The 23,349-nt window shown below is 58.8% G+C and carries 26 protein-coding genes; 17 read left to right on the forward strand and 9 right to left on the reverse strand.

What is annotated here, in order from left to right:
• The first annotated feature begins 21 nt into the window (after window positions 1-21).
• Window positions 22-618: an outer membrane lipoprotein carrier protein LolA gene (locus RA27_RS13400; protein ID WP_039539722.1), complete on the forward strand. Its 597-nt coding sequence runs from the start codon at window positions 22-24 to the stop codon at window positions 616-618.
• 112 nt (window positions 619-730) lie between these two features.
• On the opposite strand, the gene RA27_RS13405 is transcribed toward RA27_RS13400, so the two are convergent.
• Both RA27_RS13405 and RA27_RS13410 read right to left on the reverse strand, forming a co-directional pair.
• Entirely contained in the window at window positions 731-1,312 is a 582-nt protein-coding gene (locus RA27_RS13405; protein WP_039539726.1) for a lytic transglycosylase, read from the reverse strand.
• 60 nt (window positions 1,313-1,372) lie between these two features.
• Complete coding sequence (locus tag RA27_RS13410) at window positions 1,373-2,254, reverse strand: AEC family transporter (RefSeq protein WP_039539728.1); 882 nt, start codon at window positions 2,252-2,254, stop codon at window positions 1,373-1,375.
• An 80-nt stretch (window positions 2,255-2,334) separates the two neighbouring features.
• Here RA27_RS13410 and hspQ point away from each other — a divergent pair, with 80 nt between their 5' ends.
• Window positions 2,335-2,661 carry a heat shock protein HspQ gene (hspQ, locus tag RA27_RS13415; protein ID WP_039539730.1) on the forward strand — a complete coding sequence of 109 codons (327 nt, stop codon included), beginning with the start codon at window positions 2,335-2,337 and terminating at the stop codon, window positions 2,659-2,661.
• A gap of 24 nt (window positions 2,662-2,685) precedes the next feature.
• Here hspQ and RA27_RS13420 read toward each other — a convergent pair whose 3' ends face one another.
• From RA27_RS13420 to RA27_RS13430, 3 genes are all read right to left on the reverse strand, one after another.
• Window positions 2,686-4,263: a gamma-glutamyltransferase family protein gene (locus RA27_RS13420; protein ID WP_039539731.1), complete on the reverse strand. Its 1,578-nt coding sequence runs from the start codon at window positions 4,261-4,263 to the stop codon at window positions 2,686-2,688.
• A 211-nt stretch (window positions 4,264-4,474) separates the two neighbouring features.
• Window positions 4,475-4,960, reverse strand: coding sequence for an ATP-binding protein (locus RA27_RS13425; protein WP_241484070.1), 486 nt, complete (start codon window positions 4,958-4,960; stop codon window positions 4,475-4,477).
• Entirely contained in the window at window positions 4,947-5,285 is a 339-nt protein-coding gene (locus tag RA27_RS13430; protein WP_039539733.1) for an STAS domain-containing protein, read from the reverse strand. The genes RA27_RS13425 and RA27_RS13430 overlap by 14 nt, the downstream gene beginning before the upstream one ends.
• 101 nt (window positions 5,286-5,386) lie before the next feature.
• On the opposite strand from RA27_RS13430, the gene RA27_RS13435 reads away from it, so the two are divergent.
• Both RA27_RS13435 and RA27_RS13440 read left to right on the forward strand, forming a co-directional pair.
• Window positions 5,387-6,559 (forward strand): acetyl-CoA C-acyltransferase, encoded by a 1,173-nt coding sequence (locus tag RA27_RS13435; protein ID WP_039539735.1) that lies wholly within the window; start codon window positions 5,387-5,389, stop codon window positions 6,557-6,559.
• Between the two features lie 74 nt (window positions 6,560-6,633).
• Window positions 6,634-7,086: a GAF domain-containing protein gene (locus tag RA27_RS13440; RefSeq protein ID WP_039539737.1), complete on the forward strand. Its 453-nt coding sequence runs from the start codon at window positions 6,634-6,636 to the stop codon at window positions 7,084-7,086.
• Window positions 7,087-7,097: 11 nt separating this feature from the next.
• Here RA27_RS13440 and RA27_RS13445 read toward each other — a convergent pair whose 3' ends face one another.
• The gene (locus tag RA27_RS13445) at window positions 7,098-7,337 is read right to left on the reverse strand and encodes a DUF1294 domain-containing protein (RefSeq protein ID WP_241484071.1); all 240 of its coding nucleotides are present in this window, start codon (window positions 7,335-7,337) and stop codon (window positions 7,098-7,100) included.
• A gap of 162 nt (window positions 7,338-7,499) precedes the next feature.
• Between RA27_RS13445 and RA27_RS13450 the strand changes: the two genes are divergently transcribed.
• The 9 genes from RA27_RS13450 (at window position 7,500) to rarD (ending at window position 18,114) form a co-directional block, all read left to right on the forward strand.
• On the forward strand, window positions 7,500-8,069 hold the full coding sequence (locus RA27_RS13450) for an XRE family transcriptional regulator (protein WP_039539739.1): 570 nt from the start codon (window positions 7,500-7,502) through the stop codon (window positions 8,067-8,069).
• On the forward strand, window positions 8,069-8,692 hold the full coding sequence (locus tag RA27_RS13455; protein WP_039539742.1) for a LysE family transporter: 624 nt from the start codon (window positions 8,069-8,071) through the stop codon (window positions 8,690-8,692). Before RA27_RS13450 ends, RA27_RS13455 begins: the two co-directional genes overlap by 1 nt.
• 4 nt (window positions 8,693-8,696) lie before the next feature.
• The gene (locus RA27_RS13460; protein ID WP_039539745.1) at window positions 8,697-9,077 is read left to right on the forward strand and encodes a GFA family protein; all 381 of its coding nucleotides are present in this window, start codon (window positions 8,697-8,699) and stop codon (window positions 9,075-9,077) included.
• Between the two features lie 15 nt (window positions 9,078-9,092).
• Complete coding sequence (locus tag RA27_RS13465) at window positions 9,093-11,540, forward strand: FAD-dependent oxidoreductase (protein WP_039539747.1); 2,448 nt, start codon at window positions 9,093-9,095, stop codon at window positions 11,538-11,540.
• 24 nt (window positions 11,541-11,564) lie between these two features.
• Window positions 11,565-12,611, forward strand: coding sequence for an alcohol dehydrogenase family protein (locus RA27_RS13470; protein ID WP_039539749.1), 1,047 nt, complete (start codon window positions 11,565-11,567; stop codon window positions 12,609-12,611).
• Between the two features lie 12 nt (window positions 12,612-12,623).
• The gene (locus RA27_RS13475; RefSeq protein ID WP_039539751.1) at window positions 12,624-13,517 is read left to right on the forward strand and encodes a homocysteine S-methyltransferase family protein; all 894 of its coding nucleotides are present in this window, start codon (window positions 12,624-12,626) and stop codon (window positions 13,515-13,517) included.
• 8 nt (window positions 13,518-13,525) lie between these two features.
• A complete protein-coding gene (locus tag RA27_RS13480) occupies window positions 13,526-14,506 on the forward strand; it encodes a helix-turn-helix domain-containing protein (RefSeq protein WP_039539753.1) in 981 nt (326 codons plus the stop codon).
• Window positions 14,507-14,595: 89 nt separating this feature from the next.
• The gene (locus RA27_RS13485) at window positions 14,596-17,049 is read left to right on the forward strand and encodes an FAD-dependent oxidoreductase (protein ID WP_039539755.1); all 2,454 of its coding nucleotides are present in this window, start codon (window positions 14,596-14,598) and stop codon (window positions 17,047-17,049) included.
• 159 nt (window positions 17,050-17,208) lie between these two features.
• Complete coding sequence (gene rarD / locus RA27_RS13490) at window positions 17,209-18,114, forward strand: EamA family transporter RarD (protein ID WP_039539756.1); 906 nt, start codon at window positions 17,209-17,211, stop codon at window positions 18,112-18,114.
• Here the strand turns inward: rarD and RA27_RS13495 are convergent.
• Complete coding sequence (locus tag RA27_RS13495) at window positions 18,105-18,815, reverse strand: SGNH/GDSL hydrolase family protein (protein WP_052265288.1); 711 nt, start codon at window positions 18,813-18,815, stop codon at window positions 18,105-18,107. The two genes, rarD and RA27_RS13495, sit on opposite strands and share 10 nt — an antisense overlap.
• A 2-nt stretch (window positions 18,816-18,817) precedes the next feature.
• Window positions 18,818-19,228: a nuclear transport factor 2 family protein gene (locus RA27_RS13500; protein WP_039539759.1), complete on the reverse strand. Its 411-nt coding sequence runs from the start codon at window positions 19,226-19,228 to the stop codon at window positions 18,818-18,820.
• A gap of 97 nt (window positions 19,229-19,325) precedes the next feature.
• On the opposite strand from RA27_RS13500, the gene RA27_RS13505 reads away from it, so the two are divergent.
• The 4 genes from RA27_RS13505 (at window position 19,326) to RA27_RS13520 (ending at window position 22,289) form a co-directional block, all read left to right on the forward strand.
• Window positions 19,326-19,973, forward strand: a complete 648-nt coding sequence (locus tag RA27_RS13505; protein ID WP_039540053.1) for an RluA family pseudouridine synthase — start codon at window positions 19,326-19,328, stop codon at window positions 19,971-19,973.
• Window positions 19,974-20,120: 147 nt separating this feature from the next.
• A complete protein-coding gene (locus tag RA27_RS13510; protein ID WP_039539763.1) occupies window positions 20,121-20,792 on the forward strand; it encodes an OmpA family protein in 672 nt (223 codons plus the stop codon).
• Between the two features lie 96 nt (window positions 20,793-20,888).
• Window positions 20,889-21,431, forward strand: coding sequence for an NAD(P)H-dependent oxidoreductase (locus RA27_RS13515; RefSeq protein WP_039539766.1), 543 nt, complete (start codon window positions 20,889-20,891; stop codon window positions 21,429-21,431).
• A 45-nt stretch (window positions 21,432-21,476) separates the two neighbouring features.
• Window positions 21,477-22,289, forward strand: coding sequence for a MaoC family dehydratase N-terminal domain-containing protein (locus RA27_RS13520; protein ID WP_039539769.1), 813 nt, complete (start codon window positions 21,477-21,479; stop codon window positions 22,287-22,289).
• Here the strand turns inward: RA27_RS13520 and RA27_RS13525 are convergent.
• Window positions 22,281-23,315: an FAD-binding oxidoreductase gene (locus tag RA27_RS13525; RefSeq protein ID WP_039539772.1), complete on the reverse strand. Its 1,035-nt coding sequence runs from the start codon at window positions 23,313-23,315 to the stop codon at window positions 22,281-22,283. The two genes, RA27_RS13520 and RA27_RS13525, sit on opposite strands and share 9 nt — an antisense overlap.
• Window positions 23,316-23,349 lie beyond the last annotated feature (34 nt).

Below are 23,349 nucleotides of genomic sequence, written 5' to 3' on the forward strand. Positions count from 1 at the left end.
CAAAGCGCTTATCTGGGTCGTATGAAACAGATTGCTTTTGCCCTTGCTCTGACACTGGCCGCACCCGCCGCGTGGGCGGCCGACAAGCTGCCGCTGTCGCAGATTTCAAACTATCTGAACCAGTTGAAGACGGTTCAGACAACATTCACGCAGGTGAACGACGATGGCTCGCTGAGCACCGGGAAGCTGTGGCTCGAACGGCCCGGAAAAATGCGGTTCGAATATGACCCGCCGAACAGTGCTGTTGTTTTGGCGCGATCGGGAACGGTGCAGATTTTTGATCCAAAGTCCAACCAGCCGCCCGAGCAATACCCGCTGAAACGTACGCCGCTGTCGTTGGTTTTGGCGCGGAATGTCAATCTGGGGCAGGCCAACATGGTGGTCGGGCATGATTTTGATGGCACTGCCACGGTTGTGACAGCGCAGGACCCCAAGAACCCGGAAAGCGGTCGGATCGAGCTGATGTTCACATCCGATCCGGTTGAACTGCGCAAATGGGTGATCCACGATAACGCAGGCAGTCAGACGACTGTTCTGCTGGGGCCGTTGACCGAAGGCGGACGCCTCGATTCAAGCGTTTTCTCACGCAAAACCCGTATCGGGTCGGGCGACCGCTGATCTGACAGGGTGAGAACGCATTGCGTTTGATCTGAATAGAAATACGCGGTCTCCCCCTTTGGTCGAGCGCGTATTTCGGTTCATGTTCTTCAACTGCAGCGCAAAAAGCGCTTTAGTAGCGGCAGTTTGCCAGTTGCGCCTGATATAGCTGTGCGCGGGAATCCACATCGCTTGCCACGTTCAGCAGCCATGATTTGCCGCTGTAACTGCCGCGTGCGTAACCCGTATGCCCTTCATGATAGGCTAGGTACTGGTTGCGCGTGTCGCTGGGATGGATGCCGTTGCGTTCGTAGCTTTTGTTCATGTACCAGCCGATGAAATCCGAGGCATCTCGGATACGATCCCGTTTGGCGCGGCGTTTTCCGGTTTCGCGCTGGTACTGTTCCCAAGTTCCATCCAGCGCCTGGCCATAGCCGTAGGCGCTGCTTTGACGGCCCATCGGAATGACCCCCAATACGTACTTGTGCGGCGTACGCGCATCGTGACGGTACCGGCTTTCCTGATAGATCGTTGCCATCTGAACGTGCACGGGAACGCCCCATTTACGTTCAGTGCTTTTGAAAGCCTTCATGTATTCGGGTTTTTCACGCGCAATGCTGCACGCGTCATTCAGTCTGCTCGGGGGTTGTTTGGACCCGCCGCCACAGGATGCCAAAAGCAGCACCCCGAAGAGTACGATAAGAATTCTGCTCATGTGCCTCGTGCCTTTTTTCTTTATTCTAGCGCAGATTGAGCCCTGAGGAAATCACAATCGTTACAGAATAATAGCGAGAATTAGCGGCAGTGCCGCTACGGACAACACCGTCGAGACCATTACCATCCCCGCAACCGCATCTGAATCGGCTTTGAACCGTTCTGCCAGCAGATATGAGGTGACGGCGACAGGTGTGCACATCTGCAAAACCAACACTCCGAATGCCACTGAGTCCAGTCTAAATACAACGGCCAGAGCCCACCCCAACCCGAAACACACGACCAGTTTCAAGAGGGCCAGCCATATTGCCTGCTGCAGTTTCTGCGTTGTCAATCTTGCGATTGCAACGCCCAGGGTGATTAGCATCATCGGGATCGCCATCTGGCCTAGCAAATCCAGCGTGTTGGTCAGAAATAGGGGTGTCTCCCACCCGCGCCACAGGAACAATGCGCCCAGCAGCGTGGCCCAAACCATCGGCTCGCGCAGGACTTTGCCAAAAGCACCCCGACCCGCGACCAGATAAATCCCGTAGGTGAAGGAAAACAGGGCGGTCACCGCCAGAAAAATCACCGCATAGCCCAGACCGGCCTGACCGAAGGCAAAAATGCACAGAGGCAAGCCCAGATTTCCTGTGTTTCCAAAGATGAGCGGGGCCAGGTAGGTGCGTTGCTCCATCCCGGTGACGCGCACGAAGACCCAAAACACAACCGCGAGCGCGACATGAGCGGCAATAGCTGCAAACGTGAACAGGGTCAGTTCGCCACCTGGTATATCGGTCTGCATCAGGGCGACGAAGATCAGGCTTGGCACCGCAAGCGTCACTGCCAGCCGCGTGACAAACTCCAGCCGGTATTCGAACCCGAGTTTGACCCATGCAAATCCAATCCCCGCCAAAAGAAACACCGGGGCGACAATTTCGAACACTGTTAGTAGTAGGTTCACAGACTGTTTCCCTGAATTTCGGCTCAATGATTGGCTTTTCCACCCAAAAAGATGTAGTAAGTGCTTTGGGGGCCGAAACAATGCTAAAGACACAAGCCAAGTACCGCCTGGGTCAGGTGGTTCGACACCGTAGACACCCTTTTCGAGGGGTGATTTTTGATGTCGATCCGGAATTTTCGAATTCCGAGGAATGGTATCAGGCCATCCCCGAAGATAGCCGGCCGTTGAAGGATCAGCCGTTCTATCATCTGCTGGCTGAGAACGACCAGTCCTTCTATGTTGCTTATGTTTCAGAACAAAATCTGGTCGAGGATCAATCAGGAGAGCCTGTGGATCATCCGGATATCCCCAATATGTTCGGTCCTTTTCGGGATGGGTCCTATCCGCTGCATTTTCAGTTGAACTGATTTCTGAAGAGACGCTGACATATGTCAGTATCCGAGGGCGCAGCCGTCTTTGCGCGGGTCACTCGCCCCTTCCAAAACACCGGTGGAACAGATTCGGATAGCCTGTGCACCGCCAAGGGGCGTTTCCGGTATTTGAACAGTGTGCCCCATATCGGACAACTGTTGCCTTATTGCATCTGAATGGCCGCGCTCGAGTTTCAAGACATCTCCGTCCGCAAACGCGCGAGGGGCATCTACGGCCTCCTGCAGCTCGAGCCCAAAATCCGTCAGGTTCGATACAAGTCGAGCATGTCCGGTCGGTTGATAGGCGCCTCCCATGACGCCAAAGGGCATCGCGATCCGACCTGTGTCGCGCAACATGCCGGGAATGATGGTGTGCATCGGTCGTTTGCCGCCAGCCAGCTCATTTGGATGGCCGGGCTCGAGCGTGAACCCAGCCCCACGATTCTGCAGCAAGATGCCGAACTTTTTCGAAGCGATGCCCGAGCCAAACCCGTGGTAGATAGAATATATCAGCGAAACCGCCATGCGGTCGCGGTCGACCACCGTGATATAGACGGTGTCCTTGTGAACGGACTCGGTCAGCGGTGCGGCGGTTGGCATGGCGCGTTTCAGGTCGATAAGCGCGGCCAGATTCGCCGCCGTCTCCGGGGCAAGAAAATGATCCATTCGGGTGCTGTGGTCGGGGTCGGCGATGAAGCGGTTGCGCGCATCATAGGCAAGCTTGCTGGCCTCGGCTTCGATATGCACGCGCTCGGCGCCCCATGGGTCCAGAGCGGCCAAATCGAAATGCTTCAGGATATTCAGCAAAAGGATCGCCGTCGCACCCTGACCGTTTGGCGGGTGTTCGACCAATTCTATGCCGCCGTAGCTTCCCGTGACGGGCAACGTCTCATCACATTGCACCATCTCGAAATCATGTGACGTTTGCGCCCCTCCCAGATCGGATAAAGCCGCAAGCATGTCATCGGCAACCTCACCGGAATAGAATGCATCTTGGCCATGCCGCGCTACGCGGCGCAGAACTTCCGCCTGACCTGGCGCTCGGAAAACCTGACCGGTTGTCAGAGGTTTGCCATCGCTCAGATAGTGATCACGTGCCGCGCCCTGCAGCGTTGCCGCACTGTTGATCCAGTCAAAAGCGACGCGAGGAGCCACTGGAACGCCGACCTCAGCATAGTGGATGGCCGGCTGCAAAATCGTTTCCAGGCCGAGCCTTCCTTCGGTCTGCGCCAGATGGCAAAACGCGTCCACGGCTCCGGGGATTGTAACTGCATCGGGGCTGGTCAGGGGCACAGAGCCCAGACCGCGCGCTCTCAACGCATGTGCATCGGCGGCCGCTGCGGCGCGACCCGAACCGTTCAGCGCGCGGACGGTCTGTTCCCCGGGTCGATTGTACAGAACAAAGCAATCGCCCCCCAAACCGGTCATCTGCGGTTCGCAAATGCCAAGCAGAACCGCGCCCGCAATGGCGGCGTCCATCGCGTTGCCGCCCCGTTGAAGAATATCGATTGCTGTTTTCGCAGCCAGCGGATGTGATGTCGCGCACATTCCCTCGGTCGCCAGAACTTCGGACCGGCCCGGCATGTGAAAATCGCGCATATTATTCCCCTCTGCAAGCACGCAGACATTAGAGCTCTGTGACGGATTGTCCAATAACATCAGGGGAGAGAGGTCCTCGGCGCCGTTCACTGGGTGGGGGCTGTGACGCAAGGCGCCGAGGGAAGCTATCTGAGCTACCCCTTTTTTATGATCTTTGTTTGCGGCGCGACAATGTTTCGATCGCGGCGTTATTGTGGCCATTTGATGCCTGTCATGGCAACTCGTTAAAGTCGAATTGCAGCCAAAGCAGGTTCCCGTCATCTCGGCGTTCATACCGTATGTCGCTCGCCAGTTGCCGAATCAGGTGCCAGCCAAAACCGCCCTCGGGAAGATCTTGCAACCTCGTATCGACCGGCGCCGGGGCGCCACCTGGCAGGCGCATGTCGGGCATTGGGCTGCCGGTGTCGGTGATCCGAATCTCCAGTTTATCCTTGCAGAGGCAGCAATCAATCTGAACCTCGGCCGGGGCGATCCCGGCATAGGCGTGTTCGACCACATTATTGATCGCTTCGGCCAGCGCTATTTTAACGTCGTCAGCTTTGCTTTCGGGCAGGCCATGCGCAGCCAGCCGAGCGCTCAATGTCGCGATTCCGTCGCTGGCCCGGGCCTGTGTCGCAGGAAAGCTCAGATCCAGACAGTCGTGTTTGCAATTGGAGCCCACGGCGATCCACTCCTGCCGGTCTTCAGTCCGCGCCAATGTTCAGCGCGTCTTCCAGCGATGCGAACAGCCTGAATACGGTGTCCATGCGCGTCAGGCGGAACACTTTTTCGACGATCGGGCGCAGCCCGGCCAGATCCAGCCGGCGCCCATCTTCCAGTTGTTTCATTGAGGCGACAATGGCGCCCAGGCCACTGGAGTCGATAAACTCCACCGCTGACAGATCCAGTACAACCCGTTTCGCGTCGGTTTGAGTCTCCGCGCGCATGTCTTCTTTGAATTGAATTGCCATCGCGGCATCAATCCGGTCGCAATGAACGGAAATAATCTGTGTTTCGCCGGTCAGGTCGCTACTGAGCCCCATGTTCAACCGCCCTTCGCATAGCAATTTGATGGTAGAAATACGCTAGACGGTAATTCTTACCATTCGGTATCCATGTTCGGGAAAGCATAGGGAGAATTCGGATGAACGAGGTTGTGATCGCAGGCGCCGCACGCACGCCGATGGGCGGCTTTCAGGGTATGTTCGACGGCATTGTCGCCGCCGATCTGGGCGGTGCCGCGATCAAAGCCGCGCTGGAAGACGCGGGCACCGCGACCGTGGATGAGGTGCTGATGGGCTGCGTTCTGCCCGCAGGTCAGGGACAGGCCCCCGCACGCCAGGCCGGATTTGCGGCAGGTCTGGGGGAAGAGGTGCCCGCCACAACGCTCAACAAAATGTGTGGTTCAGGCATGAAGGCCGCGATGATGGCGTACGACCAGATCGCATTGGGTCATGCCCGGACCATGGTCGCCGGTGGGATGGAAAGCATGACCAATGCGCCCTACCTGTTGCCAAAGATGCGCGGCGGTGCCCGGATCGGCCATGGGCAGGTGGTCGATCACATGTTTCTGGACGGGCTCGAGGACGCCTATGACAAAGGGCGTCTGATGGGCACATTCGCCGAGGATTGTGCCGAATCCTATCAGTTCACGCGTGAGGCTCAGGACGAATACGCGCTGCGATCACTTTCAAATGCACTATCCGCGCAGGAAAACAACGCTTTCGATAAAGAGATCACGCCGGTCACGATTCAAACCCGCAAGGGCGGGATGGTGCTGGACGCGGATGAGCAGCCGAAATCGGCACGGCCCGGGAAAATACCCACGCTGAAACCGGCTTTCCGCAAGGGCGGGACCGTAACGGCGGCCAACTCCTCTTCAATCTCGGATGGCGCCGCTGCGCTCGTCCTTGCGTCGGCAGAGGTGGCCGAGCAGCAAAACCTGACCGTCCGCGCGCGCATTCTCGGTCATGCCAGCCACGCGCAAGCGCCGGGGCTGTTCACCACCGCTCCGGTTCCGGCCGTGCAGAAACTGCTGGAACGTATCGGCTGGAGGAAAGAGGATGTGGACCTGTGGGAGGTCAACGAAGCCTTTGCTGTCGTGCCGATGGCGTTCATGCACGAAATGGGATTGTCCCGCGATATCGTGAACGTGAATGGCGGGGCATGTGCTCTGGGTCATCCGATTGGCGCGTCCGGTGCCCGGATCATGGTCACTCTGCTGAACGCGCTGGAAAAGCGGAACCTCAAACGCGGTGTCGCGGCAATCTGCATCGGGGGCGGAGAGGGCACGGCCATTGCAATAGAACGGGTTTGACGCTTCATCTTTTTGCAAATACTCGGGGAATTGGCGGCAACGCCCGCAGTTCTCCGAATGCAAGGTCTACCACTATGACAGCCAACTACGACACGCTTGCCAAAACGATTGCCGCTTTGACCGAAGGTGAAACCGACGAGGTCGCGCTGATGGCAACGGTTGCCTGTGAAGTGCATCATTCCGACGAGCGCTTCGACTGGACGGGGTTTTATCGTGTGACCGAACCCGAGGTGTTGAAAATCGGACCCTATCAAGGGGGGCATGGCTGCCTTGTGATCCCGTTCAGCCGCGGCGTCTGTGGCGCGGCGGCCCGGACGGGGCAGGTACAGTTGGTCGCGGATGTTGAGACATTCCCCGATCATATCGCCTGCGCGTCATCCACCCGGTCCGAATTGGTTTTGCCGGTGCGCGACTCCGGTGGGAACGTCATCGCGGTGTTTGACATCGACAGTGACCAGCCTGATGCGTTTCGTGAGGAAGATGCCGCTGCGCTTGGCTCCATCCTCGCGGATGTATTTGCGCGCTAGACGTTTTGCTCTTATCGCAACAGCGTCCCGAGATCGCGGGAAACAATCAGATAACAAAGCGCGGCCTGAACCGCAGTGATTGCATACAGCCACGCCGAGAACCCGCGCTTGCGCGTCTTATGTCCGAATATCCAGCGCCCTAATAATGCGGCCAAGCTGCCGCCAATGGCTGCCAGCCACAACAAACGTCGTTCAGGAACGCGCCGTTTTTTTCGGCGTGCACGCAGCTTGTCCCAGCCAAAGGCCAGCAAAGTCAGGGCGTTGATGGCTCATAGATAGATCACGGCAATCCACATGGGTCGTGCATAGCCAATCTGATTTGCGCACCCAAGTGAAAAAATGCTTGGAAATTTCATCGATTCGATGCACCGTGAAAAAAGAAGACCATTTTTCACGTCGAGTCGGAGAAGATATTGAACAGTCAGGCCCCTCACAGCGCATCGCTCGGTGCCGACCTGCGCGCTCTGCGTAAGGCCCGTGGGCTGACGCTGACCGAGATCGCCAACCGATTGGATCGATCCGTCGGTTGGCTTAGTCAGGTCGAGCGCGACATGTCCGAGCCGTCGATCTCGGATCTGCGTCAGATTGCCGAATGTCTGGGTGTGCCGATGTCGATGCTGTTTGCTCATTCTGCAGCCCCAGCGGATGAGCAGGGATATGTCGTACGCGCCGGGTCGCGTCGTCCGATGGGCTCAGGTGAAGAGGGATTGATCGAGGAACTCCTCTCGCCTGATCTGACCGATGATTTCGAAATGGTGCACTCGACCTTCGAGCCGCATTCCCGGATGCAGACTCCGGCCAACCGCCCGACGCAGGAAGTTGGGTACATGGTTTCGGGCCGACTGGAGTTGACGATCGGTACGCGCAGCTTTCAGGTCGGCCCCGGCGATAGTTTTCGGATCAAGCACGAACCCTACACATGGTCCAACCCGTTTGACGAACCCGCCGTGGCCATCTGGGTCATCGCCCCGCCGGTGTACTGATGAGTTTTGAGGCCTGGACCATATTCGCTCTGTTCTGGGTGGTGTTTGTGACCACCCCGGGGCCGAATGCGGTCAATTGCATCTCTAACGGGATGAGTCTGCCATTCCCAAAAGCTATGCTGGGAGTGCTTGCCATTCTGACACAAGCAAGCGCATTTCTGATCCTTTCGGCAATGGGGATCACTGCGTTGATTGCGGCGTCGCCAACAGGATTCTTTGTCGCCAAACTCATCGGGGCCGGGTTTCTGATCTGGATGGGCGTTCGCGGCTGGATGAACGCGGCGAAACCAGCCCCGGCGTCCGAGCGTCCGGCGCGGCATGTTTATTTCCACGCGTTGGCTGTCGCCACAATCAACCCCAAAAGCGTCGCCGGATACCTCGCGGCGTTTTCGCAATTTGTGCAGCTGGATGTACCCATCTGGCAGCAGATGGCTGTGATCATGCCGACGGCACTGGTCATCACGACACTCAGTTATACCGGGTTCACCTTGCTGGGGGCGCTGATGGGCAAGGCCGCACTGGGGGCGGTGTTCAATATCTGGGTACGCCGCGTGATGGCGACCTGTTTCATCATCTATGGCGTTTTGCTGGGGGCCAGCTCTACGCCGACAGCGAGGGGATAAAGACATGCATACCGGTTCCTGCCTTTGCGGCGCGGTCGCTTTTGTTGTTGACGGAGACCTCACGCCACCAAATGCCTGCCATTGCGGGCAGTGCCGCAAACAGTCGGGGCATTTGTGGGCCTCGACCGTCACGCATCAGGACAATCTCAACTTTATCGCCAGCGAAACGCTGGGCTGGTATCGCGCCTCTGACATTGCCAAGCGCGGCTTCTGCCGCGCTTGTGGCTCGTTCCTCTTCTGGCAGCACAATGACGAGGATACGATCGCAATTTCCGTGGGCTCTTTGGATGAGCCGACCGGGTTGAAACTCGCCCAGCACATCTTCGTGGCGGACAAGGGCGATTACTATGACATCAAAGACGACCTGCCCCAGCGGGCTCACTAATAGGGAACCAAACACATGAGTGATTTTCCAACCAAGGCCCGCGTGGTCATCATCGGCGGTGGCGTTGTGGGCTGTTCATCGCTGTATCATCTGGCCAAGAAGGGCTGGACCGATTGTGTTCTGCTGGAAAAGAACGAACTGACCGCAGGCTCGACATGGCACGCAGCGGGCAACGTGCCGACGTTTTCCACTTCGTGGGCGATCATGAACATGCAGCGCTATTCGACCGAGTTGTATTCGCGCCTCGCGGATGAGGTCGACTATCCGATGAACTACCACGTTTCTGGGTCGATCCGTCTGGCGCACAGCAAGGAGCGGATGCAGGAGTTCGAGCGCGCCATGTCCATGGGTCGCTATCAAGGCATCCCGATGGAGATGTGGACGCCGGAAGAGGCCAAGGAACGCTATCCCTTCCTTGAGACTCATGATCTTGAAGGCGTGCTCTATGACCCGACCGATGGCGACATCGATCCGGCACAGCTGACCCAGGCTCTGGCCAAAGGCGCGCGGGATATGGGGCAGAAGATCATCCGCTTCTGCCCGGCAACAGGTGTGACCCAGCATGATGACGGCACTTGGACCGTGCATACCGAAAAGGGTGACATTGCCTGTGACTATGTGGTGAACGCCGCTGGTTACTATGCCCAGCGCGTAGGGGAATGGTTCAAACCTTTCGGCGGTCGCACCGTGCCCGCGATGGTGATGAGCCACCAGTACCTGTTGACTGACGAAATCCCCGAGATTGAAGCTTGGTCGAAAGAAAGCGGCGGCAAGCTGCCTTTGCTACGTGACGTGGATATTTCCTACTATCTGCGGCAGGAAAAGAACGGCTTCAACCTTGGTCCCTACGAGCCCAACTGCAAGGGCCACTGGATGACCGAGGATGATCCGATGCCCGAGGATTTCAGCTTCCAACTGTGGAACGACGATCTGGACCGCATCGAAGATATCGTCACAGATGCGATGGAGCGGGTGCCGCTGATGGCCACTTCGGGCGTTGGTCGCGTCATCAATGGCCCAATCCCCTATGCGCCGGACGGCTTGCCTCTGATTGGCCCGATGCCGGGTGTGTCAAACGCGTTCGAGGCTCATACCTTCACCTTTGGCATCGCCCAGGGTGGCGGCGCTGGCAAGGTGCTGGCCGAATGGATCGTCGACGGTCACACCGAATGGGACATGTGGGCCGTCGATCCACGTCGTTACACCGACTACACCGATCAGGATTACTGCAACCAGAAAGGCATGGAAGTCTATGGCAACGAATACGCCATGCATTTCCCCCATCACGAATGGCCCGCTGCGCGCGACAAGAAGGTCTCGCCCGTTCATGCCAAGGTCAAGGAACTGGGCGGCGTCATGGGGGTCTATAACGGCTGGGAACGCGCCAACTGGTTCGCGCAACCCGGCGACGACACTTCACTGGAAGCCACCCATACCTGGGGACGTTCAGGTCCTTGGGAACAGCGGGTCAAAGAAGAGTGCGAAGCCGTGCGCGATCACTGCGGTGTGCTGGATCTGCCGGGCTTCTCACGGTTCTGGATTCAAGGCGAGGGCGCAGACGACTGGCTGCGCGGCTTCTGCACCGGAGGCATCCCCAAAGCCGGGCGCATGAACCTGATCTATGTCTCGGATGAAAGAGGGCGCATTCTGACCGAACTGTCCTGTATCCGTCTGGCCGAGAACAACTTCGTCCTGATCACCGCCGCTACGGCGCAATGGCACGATGGCGATTTGATCCGTAATTCGGTGCCCGATGGTGTGACCGTTCGCGAAACCACTACCGAGCGCGATACGCTGATCGTGACCGGACCGATGTCGCGGAATGTCTTGTCCGGCATTACGGATGCGGATCTGCAGCAGGGTTGGCTGACCCATCAATTTGCCACCGTCGCCGGTCAGGATGCCTTCCTGATCCGCGTCTCTTTTGCAGGCGAGCTAGGCTGGGAAATCCACGCCGAGAACGACGCGATGCCTACCATCTACGAAGCCGTGCTGGCTGCCGGAGCGAAACCCTTTGGCATGTATGCGCTGAACTCTCTGCGGATCGAGAAAGGCTATCGCGCGTGGAAAGGTGACCTAAGCACGGATTATTCATTGCTCGAAGGTGGTCTGGGGCGTTTCGTCAAACTCGACAAGCCGCAGGATTTTGTTGGTAAAGCGGCCATTCAGAACGAAAAGCAGCAAGGTGTCAAAAAGTCCTTTGTCACGCTGATCGTGGACGCGGGCGAGGTCGATGCGCCCTACATGTCGTGTATCTGGAGCGGGGATGAGATCGTGGGTGAAACCACCTCAGGTGCGTGGGGGTATCGTATCGGTGCCTCGGTCGCGCTGGGCATGGTGCGTGCAGATCAGGCCGCGCCGGGGACTGAGCTTGAGGTTGAAATCTACGGTCAAAAATGCCGTGCTGTTGTGCAGGAAGACCAACCGCTTTGGGACCCTGCGAATGAACGGTTGAGGGCCTGAGGGACGTAAAAGAAAGGCACGTAAATGACCCGGCAGATGCAAGGCGTATATCTGACTGGCCACGGTGGACCCGAGGTGTTGGAATGGCGGGACAACATCCCCGTTCCAACACCCGGCCCGGGGCAGGTTCTGGTGCGCGTCGCCGCTGCCGGGGTGAATAATACCGACATCAACACGCGGATCGGCTGGTATTCGTCGGATGTTACCGAGGCGACGGATGCCGTGGATCAGCAGGTCGAAGCAGGTGGTTGGGGCGGGGCCCTGAATTTTCCCCGCATTCAAGGTGGTGATCTGTGTGGCATCATCGAAGAGGTTGGACCGGGGGCGGCGTTCAAGCCGGGCCATCGCGTAACCTGTCCTATCAACTTGCCACGCCCGGGGCCGGGCAGGCCGCATGGATTTATCGCGCTTGGCTCAGAAATCGACGGAGCGTTTGCACAGTACTGTCTGGTCGAAAGCAATGATCTTTATGACGTGACCGACTCGCCTCTGTCAGACGTTGAAATAGCCGCAATTCCCTGCGCCTTTGGCACGGCTGAAAACCTGCTGACCCGTGCCGCGGTCACAGCTGGGCATAAGGTTTTGATCACCGGAGCTTCGGGCGGTGTGGGCCTTGCGGCTGTCCAGCTCGCGACGCTTCGAGGGGCTGAAGTGTGGGGCGTGACCGGCACCGCCAAGGCCGATGTGGTCAAGTCACAAGGCGCGATCGGGACGTTTGACCGAGACGCAGCATTGCCCGAGGACATGTTCGATGTTGTCATCGACGTTGTTGGCGGTCCGGCGTGGGCGTCACTTATCCTCGCCCTGAAACCCGGTGGGCACTATGCCGTATCCGGCGCGATTGCGGGTCCGATTGTCAGCGCCGATCTGCGCGACATCTACCTGCGCGATATTACGATCCATGGATGCACTTATCAGCCCCCGGGTGTTTTCGGCCGCCTTGTTGCTTTGATGAATGCAGGTCGGATCAAGCCCTTGGTCTCAAAGACCTATCCGTTGCGCGACATTGTTCCGGCGCAAGAGGATTTTCTGTCCAAGACTTTGCCCGGAAAGCTGGTTCTGGTGCCGTGAAAGAGGGAATAGATGGCTGATATTACGCTTTTGGATGGTTCGATCGGGCAGGAACTGGTGAAGCTGAGCGGCGACAAGCCGACGCCGCTCTGGTCAACACGCGTGATGATCGACAAACCCGAACTGGTGGCCGAGGTCCACGCCGCCTATTTCCGCAGCGGTGCAACGATCGCTACGACCAACACCTACGCCATCCATCGCTCGCGCCTGGTCCGTGAGGGGATCGAAGATCAGATGCCTGCACTGATCGATGCCGCTCTGTCGCAAGCCGAACAGGCCTGTCGATGCACTGGCGGGCGTATTGCCGGTTCCCTCGGCCCGCTGCTGGCGTCTTACAGGCCCGACCTGAACCCTGACCCGTCAGACGCGGCGGAGAAATTCGCCGAGTTGGTTCGGATGATGGCAAACCGGGTTGATCTGTTTCTGATCGAAACGGTGTCTTCAGTGCAGGAGGCCGAAGGCGCGCTGCGCGGGACCGAGAATTGTGGCAAACCCGTCTGGCTGGCCCTGTCTGTCATGGACGAAGACGGGACCCGGCTGCGTTCGGGTGAAGCGTTGACAGGCATCGCCCCGCTTGTCGCACGATTTGCCCCCGAGGCGGTGCTTATCAATTGCGCCCGGCCCGAAGCGATCCCGGCGGCGCTGGATATCATCGCCACGCTGGATCGCCCGTTTGGTGCATATGCCAATGGTTTTACCGGAATCACGGACGGGTTTTTGCAAGATGCTCCGACGGTTGATGCGCTGCAAAGCCGCCTTGATCTTGGTCCCGACGCCTATGCTCGGCACGCTATGGGCTGGGTGGCTCAGGGAGCAACAATCGTTGGAGGTTGCTGCGAAGTCGGACCGGATCATATCAAGGCCCTCGCTGATAGGCTAAGCGAGGCCGGGCACACCATAGTTTGAGGGCCCAGATGTCGGTCCGGACCAAATCTGAAGCGCAGAAAGATCGCAGCCCGCACCACTTTGATATTCTGGTTGCACCCGGTTTTGTCCTGCTCGAGCTGGCCTCGCTGGTCGAGGTATTGCGCTTGGCCAACAGGGTGTGCGCGCATCCTCCGTTCACATTCACATATCGGTCGCGAAAAGGAGGGCCGGTCGAAAGCAGCAGCGGCGCGACGGTATCGACCGAAACCATCCCGTCGCAACCCGATGCGGATTATCTGTTTGTGATCGGGAACTCAGACCCCGACCAGCCAGAGCTTTCCCTTGGACGTGCGGTGTCAGATTATACGTTTCGAGGCGCGCAGGTCTTTTTGCTGGCGGAAGCAGCCAGCAGGTATATCGATGAAAACGGTGCCAGCCATCTGGCAACCCATTGGGAAAACGCGTCGTTCCTGCGTGAGCGGGGCGCCCGGTTCGAGGCGAAGCTTTCAATTGCGACCGAACAGGGCTCGGTGGTGACCTGCGCAGGCATGGAGGCGACGACGGATATCGCGCTCGCTGTGATCGGGCGGCATATCTCGGGAGCCGCCAAGATGACGGTTGCCGACATCATGTTGCATGAGAACATCCGGGATTTCTCGTCCATGCAACCCTTCTCGGGTGCCCGCACGACCGCAACGGGTGATGAAAAGCTGGATCAGTGTATCAAGTTGATGCAGGCGAATATCGAGGAACCTCTGCCGATCAATCGGATCGTGGACATGTTGCACGTGTCGAACCGATCGCTTGAGCGTAAATTCAAGGCGATCTTCGGGACCACGCCAAACGGATTCTATCGAGAAATGCGATTGGCCAAAGCCAACAATCTGCTTCTGAACACAACCATGAGCGTGCGGGAAATCGGTTTGGTGTGCGGTTTTCCAAACGGGTTCTCGTCGGTTTACAAGAGCTTCTTCGGTATCACGCCATTTGTTCTGAGGCGTAAGAAAAGGCGCGCTGAATATAGGTGATTTTTGCAATTTCGTTGACGCTTTTGGCGTATTTTTTGTCGATCCTTCGTGGCAATTTGCCCAAAACCTGAGATAGCGGAGACATCAGGATGGTTGATCTTCCCACCAAGGCCCGTGTGGTCATTATCGGCGGCGGCGTCATCGGATGCTCGGTCGCGTATCATCTGACCAAGAAAGGTTGGACCGATGTGGTGCTGCTGGAGCGCAAGCAACTGACCAGTGGTACGACATGGCACGCGGCGGGCCTGATCGCACAGCTGCGCGCGACGGCAAACATGACCAAGCTGGCCAAGTACAGCCAGGAGCTTTATGGCGCGCTTGAGGAAGAGACCGGAGTGGCCACGGGTTTCAAGCGCTGCGGGTCGATCACAGTCGCCCTGACCGAGGAGCGCAAGGAAGAAATATATCGCCAGGCGGCCATGGCCCGTGCTTTCGGGGTCGAGGTCGAAGAAATCGACAATGACCGGGTGCAGGAGTTGTATCCCCATCTGAACCTTGAAGGGGTCAGGGGCGCGGTGTACCTGCCGCTCGACGGGCAGGGTGATCCGGCGAACATTGCGCTGGCCTTGGCAAAAGGTGCGCGTCAGCGCGGTGGGACCGTCAAGGAACGAGTGAAGGTCACCGATGTCGTCAAGCAGGGTCGCAAGGTCACCGGCGTGGACTGGGTTGCGGACGATGGCAGCGCCTCGGGCCATATCGAATGCGACATGGTGGTGAACTGCGCCGGGATGTGGGGTCACGAAGTTGGCAAGATGGCAGGTGTGAACGTTCCGCTTCATGCCTGCGAGCATTTCTACATCGTCACCGAAGGGATCGATGGTCTGACCCAACTGCCGGTGCTGCGCGTCCCGGACGAATGTGCCTACTACAAGGAAGACGCAGGAAAAATCTTGCTGGGCGCCTTTGAGCCGAACGCAAAACCCTGGGCCATGAATGGCATTCCCGACAGTTTCGAATTCGATCAGCTGCCCGAGGATTTCGATCATTTCGAACCGATCCTCGAAGCCGCCTGCAATCGGATGCCGATGTTGGCCGAGGCCGGGATACACACGTTCTTCAATGGCCCCGAATCCTTCACGCCGGATGATGCCTATCATCTGGGTCTTGCGCCCGAGATGGACAATGTCTGGGTTGCGGCAGGGTTCAACTCGATCGGTATCCAGTCGGCGGGCGGGGCTGGCATGGCGCTGGCCGAATGGATGGATTCGGGCGAAAAACCATTCGATCTGGGCGATGTTGATGTCAGCCGGATGCAGCCGTTCCAGGGCAACAAACAGTACTTGTTCGAACGCTCGAAAGAGACGCTGGGCCTGCTTTATGCCGACCACTATCCCTATCGCCAGAAGGCCACCGCGCGTGGCGTCCGCCGGACGCCGTTCCATCATCACCTTCTGGAACAGGGAGCGGTGATGGGCGAACTGGCCGGGTGGGAACGTGCCAACTGGTTTGCGGGTGAAGGGCAGGAACGTGAATACCAGTACAGCTGGAAACGGCAGAACTGGTTCGAAAACTCGGCCGCTGAACACCGTGCGGTGCGCGAGAATGTAGGCATGTACGACATGTCTTCATTTGGCAAGATCCGTGTCGAAGGTCCAGATGCCGAAGCGTTCATGAACTATGTTGGCGGCGGTGATTATTCGGTGCCCAATGGCAAGATCGTCTATACCCAGTTCCTGAACCGTACTGGCGGGATCGAGGCTGACGTCACCGTCACGCGCCTGTCCGAAACCGCCTATCTGGTTGTCACACCAGCAGCGACGCGTCTGGCTGATCAAACCTGGATGCAGCGTAACGCGGGTGACTTTCGCGTGGTGATCACCGACGTGACCGCTGGCGAAGGTGTGCTGGCCGTAATGGGCCCCAATTCCCGCGCGTTGCTGGAAAAGGTATCGCCCAACGACTTTTCGAATGCGGCAAATCCCTTTGGCACTGCGCAGGACATCGAGATCGGCATGGGCCTCGCCCGCGCCCACCGAGTGACGTATGTGGGCGAGCTTGGGTGGGAGATTTATGTGTCTTCCGACATGGCGGGCCATGTCTTTGAAACTCTGCACGATGCCGGGCAGGACATGGGTCTGAAACTCTGCGGTATGCACATGATGGACAGTTGCCGCATCGAAAAGGGTTTTCGGCATTTCGGTCATGACATTACGTGCGAAGACCATGTGGTCGACGCCGGATTGGGTTTTGCCGTCAAAGTTGACAAGGGCTGCGATTTCATCGGTCGAGAGGCGGTGATTGCGCGCAAGGAGAACGGCCCGAAGAACCGTTTGGTGCAATTCAAGCTGAGCGATCCCGAACCGCTGCTGTTCCACAATGAGCCGATTGTGCGAGACGGGGAATATGTGGGTTATCTGAGCTCGGGCAACTATGGCCACACGTTGGGCGGTGCCATTGGTCTGGGATATGTGCCCTGCGAAGGTGAAAAAGCCGCCGATGTGCTGGCTTCGACTTATGAGATCGATGTGTGCGGCGTGAAAGTGAAAGCTGAGGCATCGCTGAAACCGATGTATGATCCAAAGTCCGATCGCGTCAAAGTATAATCAAATTGCCGGGGCGCTGCGGCGCCCCGGCTCATTTTTCAGGCTTTCTGAAACAGGCGCGACGTATCAGAATTCCTGATGGCCTGCTTCACAGTTTTCGAGGTTCCCAAGCCCGTCTGATTTGCCGTAGAGATACAAGGTATCAGTCGGAGACCCGCCTTGGCAGACACCCCCGTACCACCCAATAACTCGGATACGCCCAAAGGGCTTGTACTGGCTGTGACAGCATATGTCCTCTGGGGTTTCCTGCCGCTTTATATGAAGGCGATGGAGCATATCGGCCCCATCGAGATCGTGGCGCATCGGGTGATCTGGTCGGTCCCGGTGGCCGGGGTACTGCTGATCGCGCTCGGGCGGACCGGCGATCTGAAAGCCGCGCTGCGCGCCCCAAAAATGCTGGGGATGGCGGCGCTGACGGCGGCGTTGATTTCAGTGAACTGGGCGATTTACGTCTGGGCGATTTCAACGGGTCACGCGCTGGATGCGGCGTTGGGGTATTACATCAATCCTTTGTTCAGTATTACGCTGGGCGCGATGTTGCTGCGCGAGCCGCTGAATCGGACTCAACTGGTCGCGGTCGGGTTGGCGGCTCTGGGCGTACTGGTTCTGGTGTTTCAGGCCGGAAGGCTGCCCTGGGCCGCTTTGGGTCTGATGGTCAGTTGGGGATTCTATGCATTCTTCAAACGCTCACTTCCGATCGGACCCAATCAGGGTTTCCTGCTTGAAGTCCTGATCTTGCTGATTCCGGCTCTGGCCTACGTAACCTGGCTTGGGGCGAACGGAACCGGGCATTTTGGAGGGATTGCAACCGACACTATGCTGCTTGCGGGTGCAGGTATCGTCACCGCAGTGCCTTTGCTGATCTATGCCAACGGGGCCAAGCTGGTGCGTCTGTCCACCATGGGTATCCTGCAATATATTGCGCCCACGATGATCTTCATCACCGCAATAACCCTGTTCGGAGAGCGTATCGATCAGGCAAGAATGATCGCATTCCCGCTGATATGGGCGGGGCTGGTCGTGTACTCGATTCCGATGATCCGGCAGATGCGATCTCAGGCCTGACGAATGAGCCGGGCGAGCTCTTCGGCCCAGAGCGCGTAGGTTTTGGGGCTCGGATGGTAGCCATCCGGAGCGGCAAGGGCCGGGTCATCCGGTAAATTCAGAGCGAGATGCTTTGCTTGAGGGAACCCCGCAGCTGCCGTCTGCAGGCCACGATCCAGCCGAGCAGCCTGCTGCCCCAGAACCCAGGCCAGGGGTTGCGGCAACGCGGGGAACCGGGCCATCTGCGGCACTGCGGTTACAATCACTTTCCGCGCCCCCATCGGACCGGTCAGCAGGTTTAGCAACTGCCTCTGCTGTGTTTCAAAACGTTGTCTGTGCACGGCACGGGTTACATCATTAACACCAAGCGCGGTTACGACCACATCAAACTGCGCAGGCAACGCCTGCAGCCGATGGATCGCGTCTTGCGTTGTATGCCCGGTGGTTGCCTCCAACCTCCATTCAACGGTGTAGTGTTTTGCTAACCGGCTGACCAATTGGCCCGACAGGGCTTGCCTTTGGGTGCCCGCGCCAACCCCTGCGGCCGAGCTGTCTCCGGCGATCAGCAGTCGCAGGCGCGGCCCGCGCCCCTCACGTCCCTCGCGGGGGCCTATTGGTTCCGGCAGGAACTGTGCGTTGCGGCGAACCGAGAGGCCTTGAAAGGCGAGTATGGGCAGCAGCGGAACCCGCAGAATTTGATCAGCACCGACCGGAGAAGGCATCGTCAGCTCAGCGCGTCTTTGAACTTCAGAAACCGGGCATCTTTCATGACCCGCGCCATCATGGCTTCGCGCAAAGCGCCAACTGTCTTGTAGGGACGCATGACGACCTCGAATTCCTGGACCAGCCCGTCCTGGTTCAAAGTGATCAAATCAACGCCAATCGCGTCCAACTCACCGACTTTGCATTGAAACTCCAATGCCCAGTCGTTGCCCTCGCCCATGATCCGGCGATATCGAAAGTCCGAGAACACCTGGCTCACATGACCCAGAACCGCCGCAACGGGCGCGCGCCCGGTCCATGTGCTATAATAGGTGGGTGGCGAAAACCGCACATCTTCTGCCAGCAATTCATGGATCAGGCTTTCATCGCCCTTTGCGACAACGTCCTGCAGTCTTTTTATCGTTGGGTGCATGGCTTCATCCTTTGCGCTGGCCCGAGAGTTGCTGAACCGACTCGCTCAGGCAAGGACGACGTTGCGGGAGGTGGCGGGCTGCGATAGTCAGGCGCGCATGAGCGAGACCTATGATCCCCCCAAAACCCCGCTGGATGTGCTGTTTGAAGACACGCAATTGATCGTGGTGAACAAGCCTGCGGGCCTGTTGTCGGTGCCGGGACGGGGCGCACATCTGGCCGATTGCCTGCTGTCTCGCGTGCAGGCCGCATTTCCGCAGGCGCTGTTGGTGCATCGGCTGGATCGGGATACATCCGGCGTGATGGTGTTTGCCCAGACGCCACATGCACAGCGACACCTGGGGTTACAGTTCGAAAAGCGGCAGACCCGCAAGACCTACGTCGCGCGTGTTTGGGGTCGGGTCGAGCCAAAAACGGGAACGGTCGATCTGCCGCTGATTGTCGATTGGCCCAACCGCCCGCGTCAGATGGTTTGCCACGAGACGGGTAAACCCGCGGTCACAGACTGGCGTGTCGCGAAATATGAGGGCGAAACCACTCGGATGCGCCTGTTCCCCAAAACCGGGCGCTCGCATCAGTTGCGTGTTCATATGCAGGCGCTGGGGCATCCGATCCTCGGAGATCCGTTTTATGCGGAAGGTCCTGCGCGGGACTTCCCGCGTCTGATGCTTCATTCCGAGGAATTGCGGCTGAAAAACCCCGAAGGCGGCGTTTCGATGAAATTCCGCGCCCCTGCAGAGTTCTGACTCCAAATTTGCGAGCGCGCACGGCCCGAGCGGCGGGTATTCGCCGATCTCACTCAATTGTTGCTTGAGGCCCTTTGTTCTCACCATGTTATACTAAGCGGAACGAAGCAAACCCGGTGAACGGGTACGTGAGCAGAAGGTGATTCCATGACGATTTCCAAATGTGTACTGACAGCCGGACTCTGTTCGGTGTTGTTTCTGGGGGCATGTACTGACCCTGGCACCCTTACGGTGCAGAACGACCCCAACAAGAATGCGAAACAAGGCGCGTTGCTGGGCGGCTTGATCGGCGCTGGTGTGGGTGCGATCGCAAATGATTCAGACCCATTGCTGGGTGCGCTGGCCGGTGGTGCTATCGGCGCCGCAGGTGGGGGTGTGATCGGCAATCAGCTTGACCGGCAGGCGGCTGAGTTGAGGCAACAACTGGCCAATGACGGTATTACCATCGTCAATGCGGGTGACCGCCTGATCGTCACGGTGCCGAATGACATCACCTTTGACACCGACAGTTCAACCGTGCGGCCGGCCCTTCGTGCCGATCTGGTGAAGGTGGGGCAGAATCTGGTCAATTACCCGAACTCGAACGTCCAGATCATCGGTCATACGGACAGCGACGGAGAGGCATCTTACAACCTCGCACTGTCTGAACGCCGCGCAAATGCGGTGGCGGATATTCTGCAGGCCAATGGTGTCAGCTATGCCCGTATCACCACCGTGGGGCAGGGTGAAAACAACCCGATCGCATCGAACCTGACACCGGAAGGCAAAGCCCAGAACCGGCGGGTCGAGATTGTGGTCGTCCCCAGCGGCAACGCCTGATCCCGCGTTTCGCGCACAGTGACTGCGCGTCACCGGGGCTTTGGTTCGGCGGGATCTCGGGCTAACTAAGGGGAAACACCATAGTGGAGTTTCCCCATGTCCGAACCGATCCTTCTTGGCCTTTCAGGCTCGCTCCGGCAGGATGCGACCAACCGCAAATTGCTGCGCGAAGCCGCACGCCTGTTCGCGCCCGGCACGTTCATTGAGGCCGACCTGAACCTGCCGCTTTATGATGGCGATCTCGAAATTGGCGCGGGCGTCCCCGAAGCGGTACAGCGACTTGCGGATCAGATCGCGCAGGCCCACGCGGTGATCATTTCAACGCCAGAGTATAACAAAGGGCCCTCAGGTGTGCTGAAAAACGCGCTGGACTGGGTTAGCCGGACCAAAGGCAAGCCGTGGATGGATAAGCCTGTGGCGGTGATGTCGGCAGCGGCGGGCCGCGCCGGGGGTGAGCGGGCACAGATGATCCTGCGCTCTTTCATGGTGCCATTCCAGCCTCGTGTTCTGTCGGGGCCTGAAATTCATCTGGCGGACAGTTCGAATGAATTTGACGCAGACGGACGGCTGGCCAGCGACCGCTACGAGCATACGCTGCATGACCTGATGCAGAAGCTGCGGGCCGAGGCCGGGTTCTAGCGCGCGTTGCTTGTTGGTCTGTGCCGCAACGCCTAGGCTAGGCGGATGAAAGACCAAAACCCGACCGAGACTCAGGCTGATGTCATGGACCCGGCCCGAGCTGCCGCGCTGCAGGTGGCTTTGGGGCAGGAGCAGACGATTGAAGCCGGATCGCCACTGCCACCCTTCTTCCATCACCTCTATTTCTGGTCGCCGCGATTGCCTGTCGATCTGGGCCGAGACGGGCATCCACAGGTGGGTCACGGCTTGATCCCCGATATGGGATTGCCAAGGCGTATGTGGGCTGGCGGGCGGCTGCAGTTCCATCGGCCCCTCGTCGCAGGCGTTACGGCCGAGCGTCATTCAGTCAGGGAAAGCGCGGTGTCCAAGACGGGGCGAAGTGGGCCGCTGGCATTTGTCACTCTGCGTCACGAGATTTGGCAGAAAGGCTCGCTGTGCGTGACCGAATGGCAAAATCTGGTTTATCGCGAAGATCCCTCGGCAGGGGCGCGACCAGCAGGCGCCCCGGCCGCCCGAGCGGATGCGTCGGATCAGCGCAAGGTTGCCTTCGATACAACCCTGCTGTTCCGCTATTCGGCGCTGACCTTCAACGGTCATCGGATACATTACGATCTTGACTATGCGCGCGACGTGGAAGGTTATGCCGGACTGGTCGTCCACGGACCGCTGCTGGCCCAGTTCCTCATGTTGTTCGCGATTGATCTGATGGGACCTCTGACGGAGTTTACATTTCGCGCGTCGTCGCCGCTGACGCATTTCGAAACGGCGACCCTGTGCCGGAATGGTCAGGACCTTTGGGTGCGTGGGCCCGAAGGCCGGCAATGCATGGCAGCCAGCGCGGTGCCGCAGTCAGAGTGATGCCTGGGGCAGAAACTCCTGAGGAATCGTATCGCGCCCGTCCAACATCAGGTCGGCCATGACCTCGGCCACCTTTGGCGCCATTCCAAACCCGATCTTGAAGCCGCCGTTGGCGATGAACTGCCCTTTGTGCAGGGGATGTGCACCGAGCATAGGTGCGCGGCTTTTGCTGCGAGGGCGGACACCTGCCCAGCGTTCAATCACCTCTGCCCCGTGCAGCACCGGCACCGCGCGCATGGCGCGGTCCAGCACGTCGTCCAGAGCGGCATCTGTACTGGAGGCATCTTCATACTCCCGTTCAGATGTTGACCCGATTGCCAGTGTTCCATCGGCGTGCGGTACGATGTGAACTGCGTCGGCAAACAGCTGCGGAACCGCTCCTGCATCAAAGCGCAGCAACGCGGCCTGTCCTTTCACGCCATTGCCGACCGTCTTGCCAAACGCTGTGCTGAGTTCCCGCAGGCCCGCAAGCCCGGTGGCGTGAACGACCCGCCCTTTGTCGGGGGCATCCGCCGCGACCTCTACCCCCATCACCGCAAGCGCGGCGACCAATGCCGCACAGGCACGTCTGGGATGCATCCGTGCGCTCAGCGTATCGTGGATGACAAATCCGGTGGGACTGGGCGGGCACCAAGCACCGACCTGATCCACGGCCATGACGGTCCAGTCGGCCTGCCTCTGCCAGAGAGTGGCCGCTGTCTGTTCGCGCAGGCGGGCGAGATCCAGGCCCCGCGCATCCGCAATGGGTTGCAGGCGCCCGAGCCGTGCGTAGCCCGGCGAAACGCCACCCGTGGCCTCGATCTGTGTCCAGAACGGTTCGGCCATGATCAGACTTTCGAACTGAAAAGCCTTCTTGGCGTTCCAGTTTTCGGGTACATGCGGGGCCAATGCCCCCACCAGACCGCCGCTGGAACCCGCGCCCGGCCCAAAGGGATCGACAACCTGGACCCTCGCGCCGCGCCGGGCACAGGTCCACGCGATGGACAAGCCGAAGATTCCCGCGCCGCGCACTGTCACATCGACCATTGCCAATCCCCTTTTCCTTGTTCAGTGTCGCGCC

This window comes from Ruegeria sp. ANG-R, assembly GCF_000813985.1.
Classification (GTDB): domain Bacteria; phylum Pseudomonadota; class Alphaproteobacteria; order Rhodobacterales; family Rhodobacteraceae; genus Ruegeria.

Bases quoted from the DNA above. Each gene is read 5' to 3' on its own strand.
- RA27_RS13460 (WP_039539745.1), top strand. From the start codon at position 8,697: ATGCATACCGGTTCCTGCCTTTGCGGCGCGGTCGCTTTTGTTGTTGAC.
- RA27_RS13515 (WP_039539766.1), top strand. From the start codon at position 20,889: ATGTCCGAACCGATCCTTCTTGGCCTTTCAGGCTCGCTCCGGCAGGAT.
- RA27_RS13405 (WP_039539726.1), bottom strand. From the start codon at position 1,312: ATGAGCAGAATTCTTATCGTACTCTTCGGGGTGCTGCTTTTGGCATCC.
- RA27_RS13520 (WP_039539769.1), top strand. From the start codon at position 21,477: ATGAAAGACCAAAACCCGACCGAGACTCAGGCTGATGTCATGGACCCG.
- RA27_RS13440 (WP_039539737.1), top strand. From the start codon at position 6,634: ATGACAGCCAACTACGACACGCTTGCCAAAACGATTGCCGCTTTGACC.
- RA27_RS13475 (WP_039539751.1), top strand. From the start codon at position 12,624: ATGGCTGATATTACGCTTTTGGATGGTTCGATCGGGCAGGAACTGGTG.
- RA27_RS13470 (WP_039539749.1), top strand. From the start codon at position 11,565: ATGACCCGGCAGATGCAAGGCGTATATCTGACTGGCCACGGTGGACCC.
- RA27_RS13525 (WP_039539772.1), bottom strand. From the start codon at position 23,315: ATGGTCGATGTGACAGTGCGCGGCGCGGGAATCTTCGGCTTGTCCATC.
- RA27_RS13430 (WP_039539733.1), bottom strand. From the start codon at position 5,285: ATGGGGCTCAGTAGCGACCTGACCGGCGAAACACAGATTATTTCCGTT.
- RA27_RS13480 (WP_039539753.1), top strand. From the start codon at position 13,526: ATGTCGGTCCGGACCAAATCTGAAGCGCAGAAAGATCGCAGCCCGCAC.
- RA27_RS13435 (WP_039539735.1), top strand. From the start codon at position 5,387: ATGAACGAGGTTGTGATCGCAGGCGCCGCACGCACGCCGATGGGCGGC.
- RA27_RS13465 (WP_039539747.1), top strand. From the start codon at position 9,093: ATGAGTGATTTTCCAACCAAGGCCCGCGTGGTCATCATCGGCGGTGGC.
- RA27_RS13495 (WP_052265288.1), bottom strand. From the start codon at position 18,815: ATGCCTTCTCCGGTCGGTGCTGATCAAATTCTGCGGGTTCCGCTGCTG.
- RA27_RS13510 (WP_039539763.1), top strand. From the start codon at position 20,121: ATGACGATTTCCAAATGTGTACTGACAGCCGGACTCTGTTCGGTGTTG.
- RA27_RS13505 (WP_039540053.1), top strand. From the start codon at position 19,326: ATGAGCGAGACCTATGATCCCCCCAAAACCCCGCTGGATGTGCTGTTT.
- hspQ (WP_039539730.1), top strand. From the start codon at position 2,335: ATGCTAAAGACACAAGCCAAGTACCGCCTGGGTCAGGTGGTTCGACAC.
- RA27_RS13485 (WP_039539755.1), top strand. From the start codon at position 14,596: ATGGTTGATCTTCCCACCAAGGCCCGTGTGGTCATTATCGGCGGCGGC.
- RA27_RS13455 (WP_039539742.1), top strand. From the start codon at position 8,069: ATGAGTTTTGAGGCCTGGACCATATTCGCTCTGTTCTGGGTGGTGTTT.
- RA27_RS13400 (WP_039539722.1), top strand. From the start codon at position 22: ATGAAACAGATTGCTTTTGCCCTTGCTCTGACACTGGCCGCACCCGCC.
- RA27_RS13420 (WP_039539731.1), bottom strand. From the start codon at position 4,263: ATGCGCGATTTTCACATGCCGGGCCGGTCCGAAGTTCTGGCGACCGAG.
- RA27_RS13500 (WP_039539759.1), bottom strand. From the start codon at position 19,228: ATGCACCCAACGATAAAAAGACTGCAGGACGTTGTCGCAAAGGGCGAT.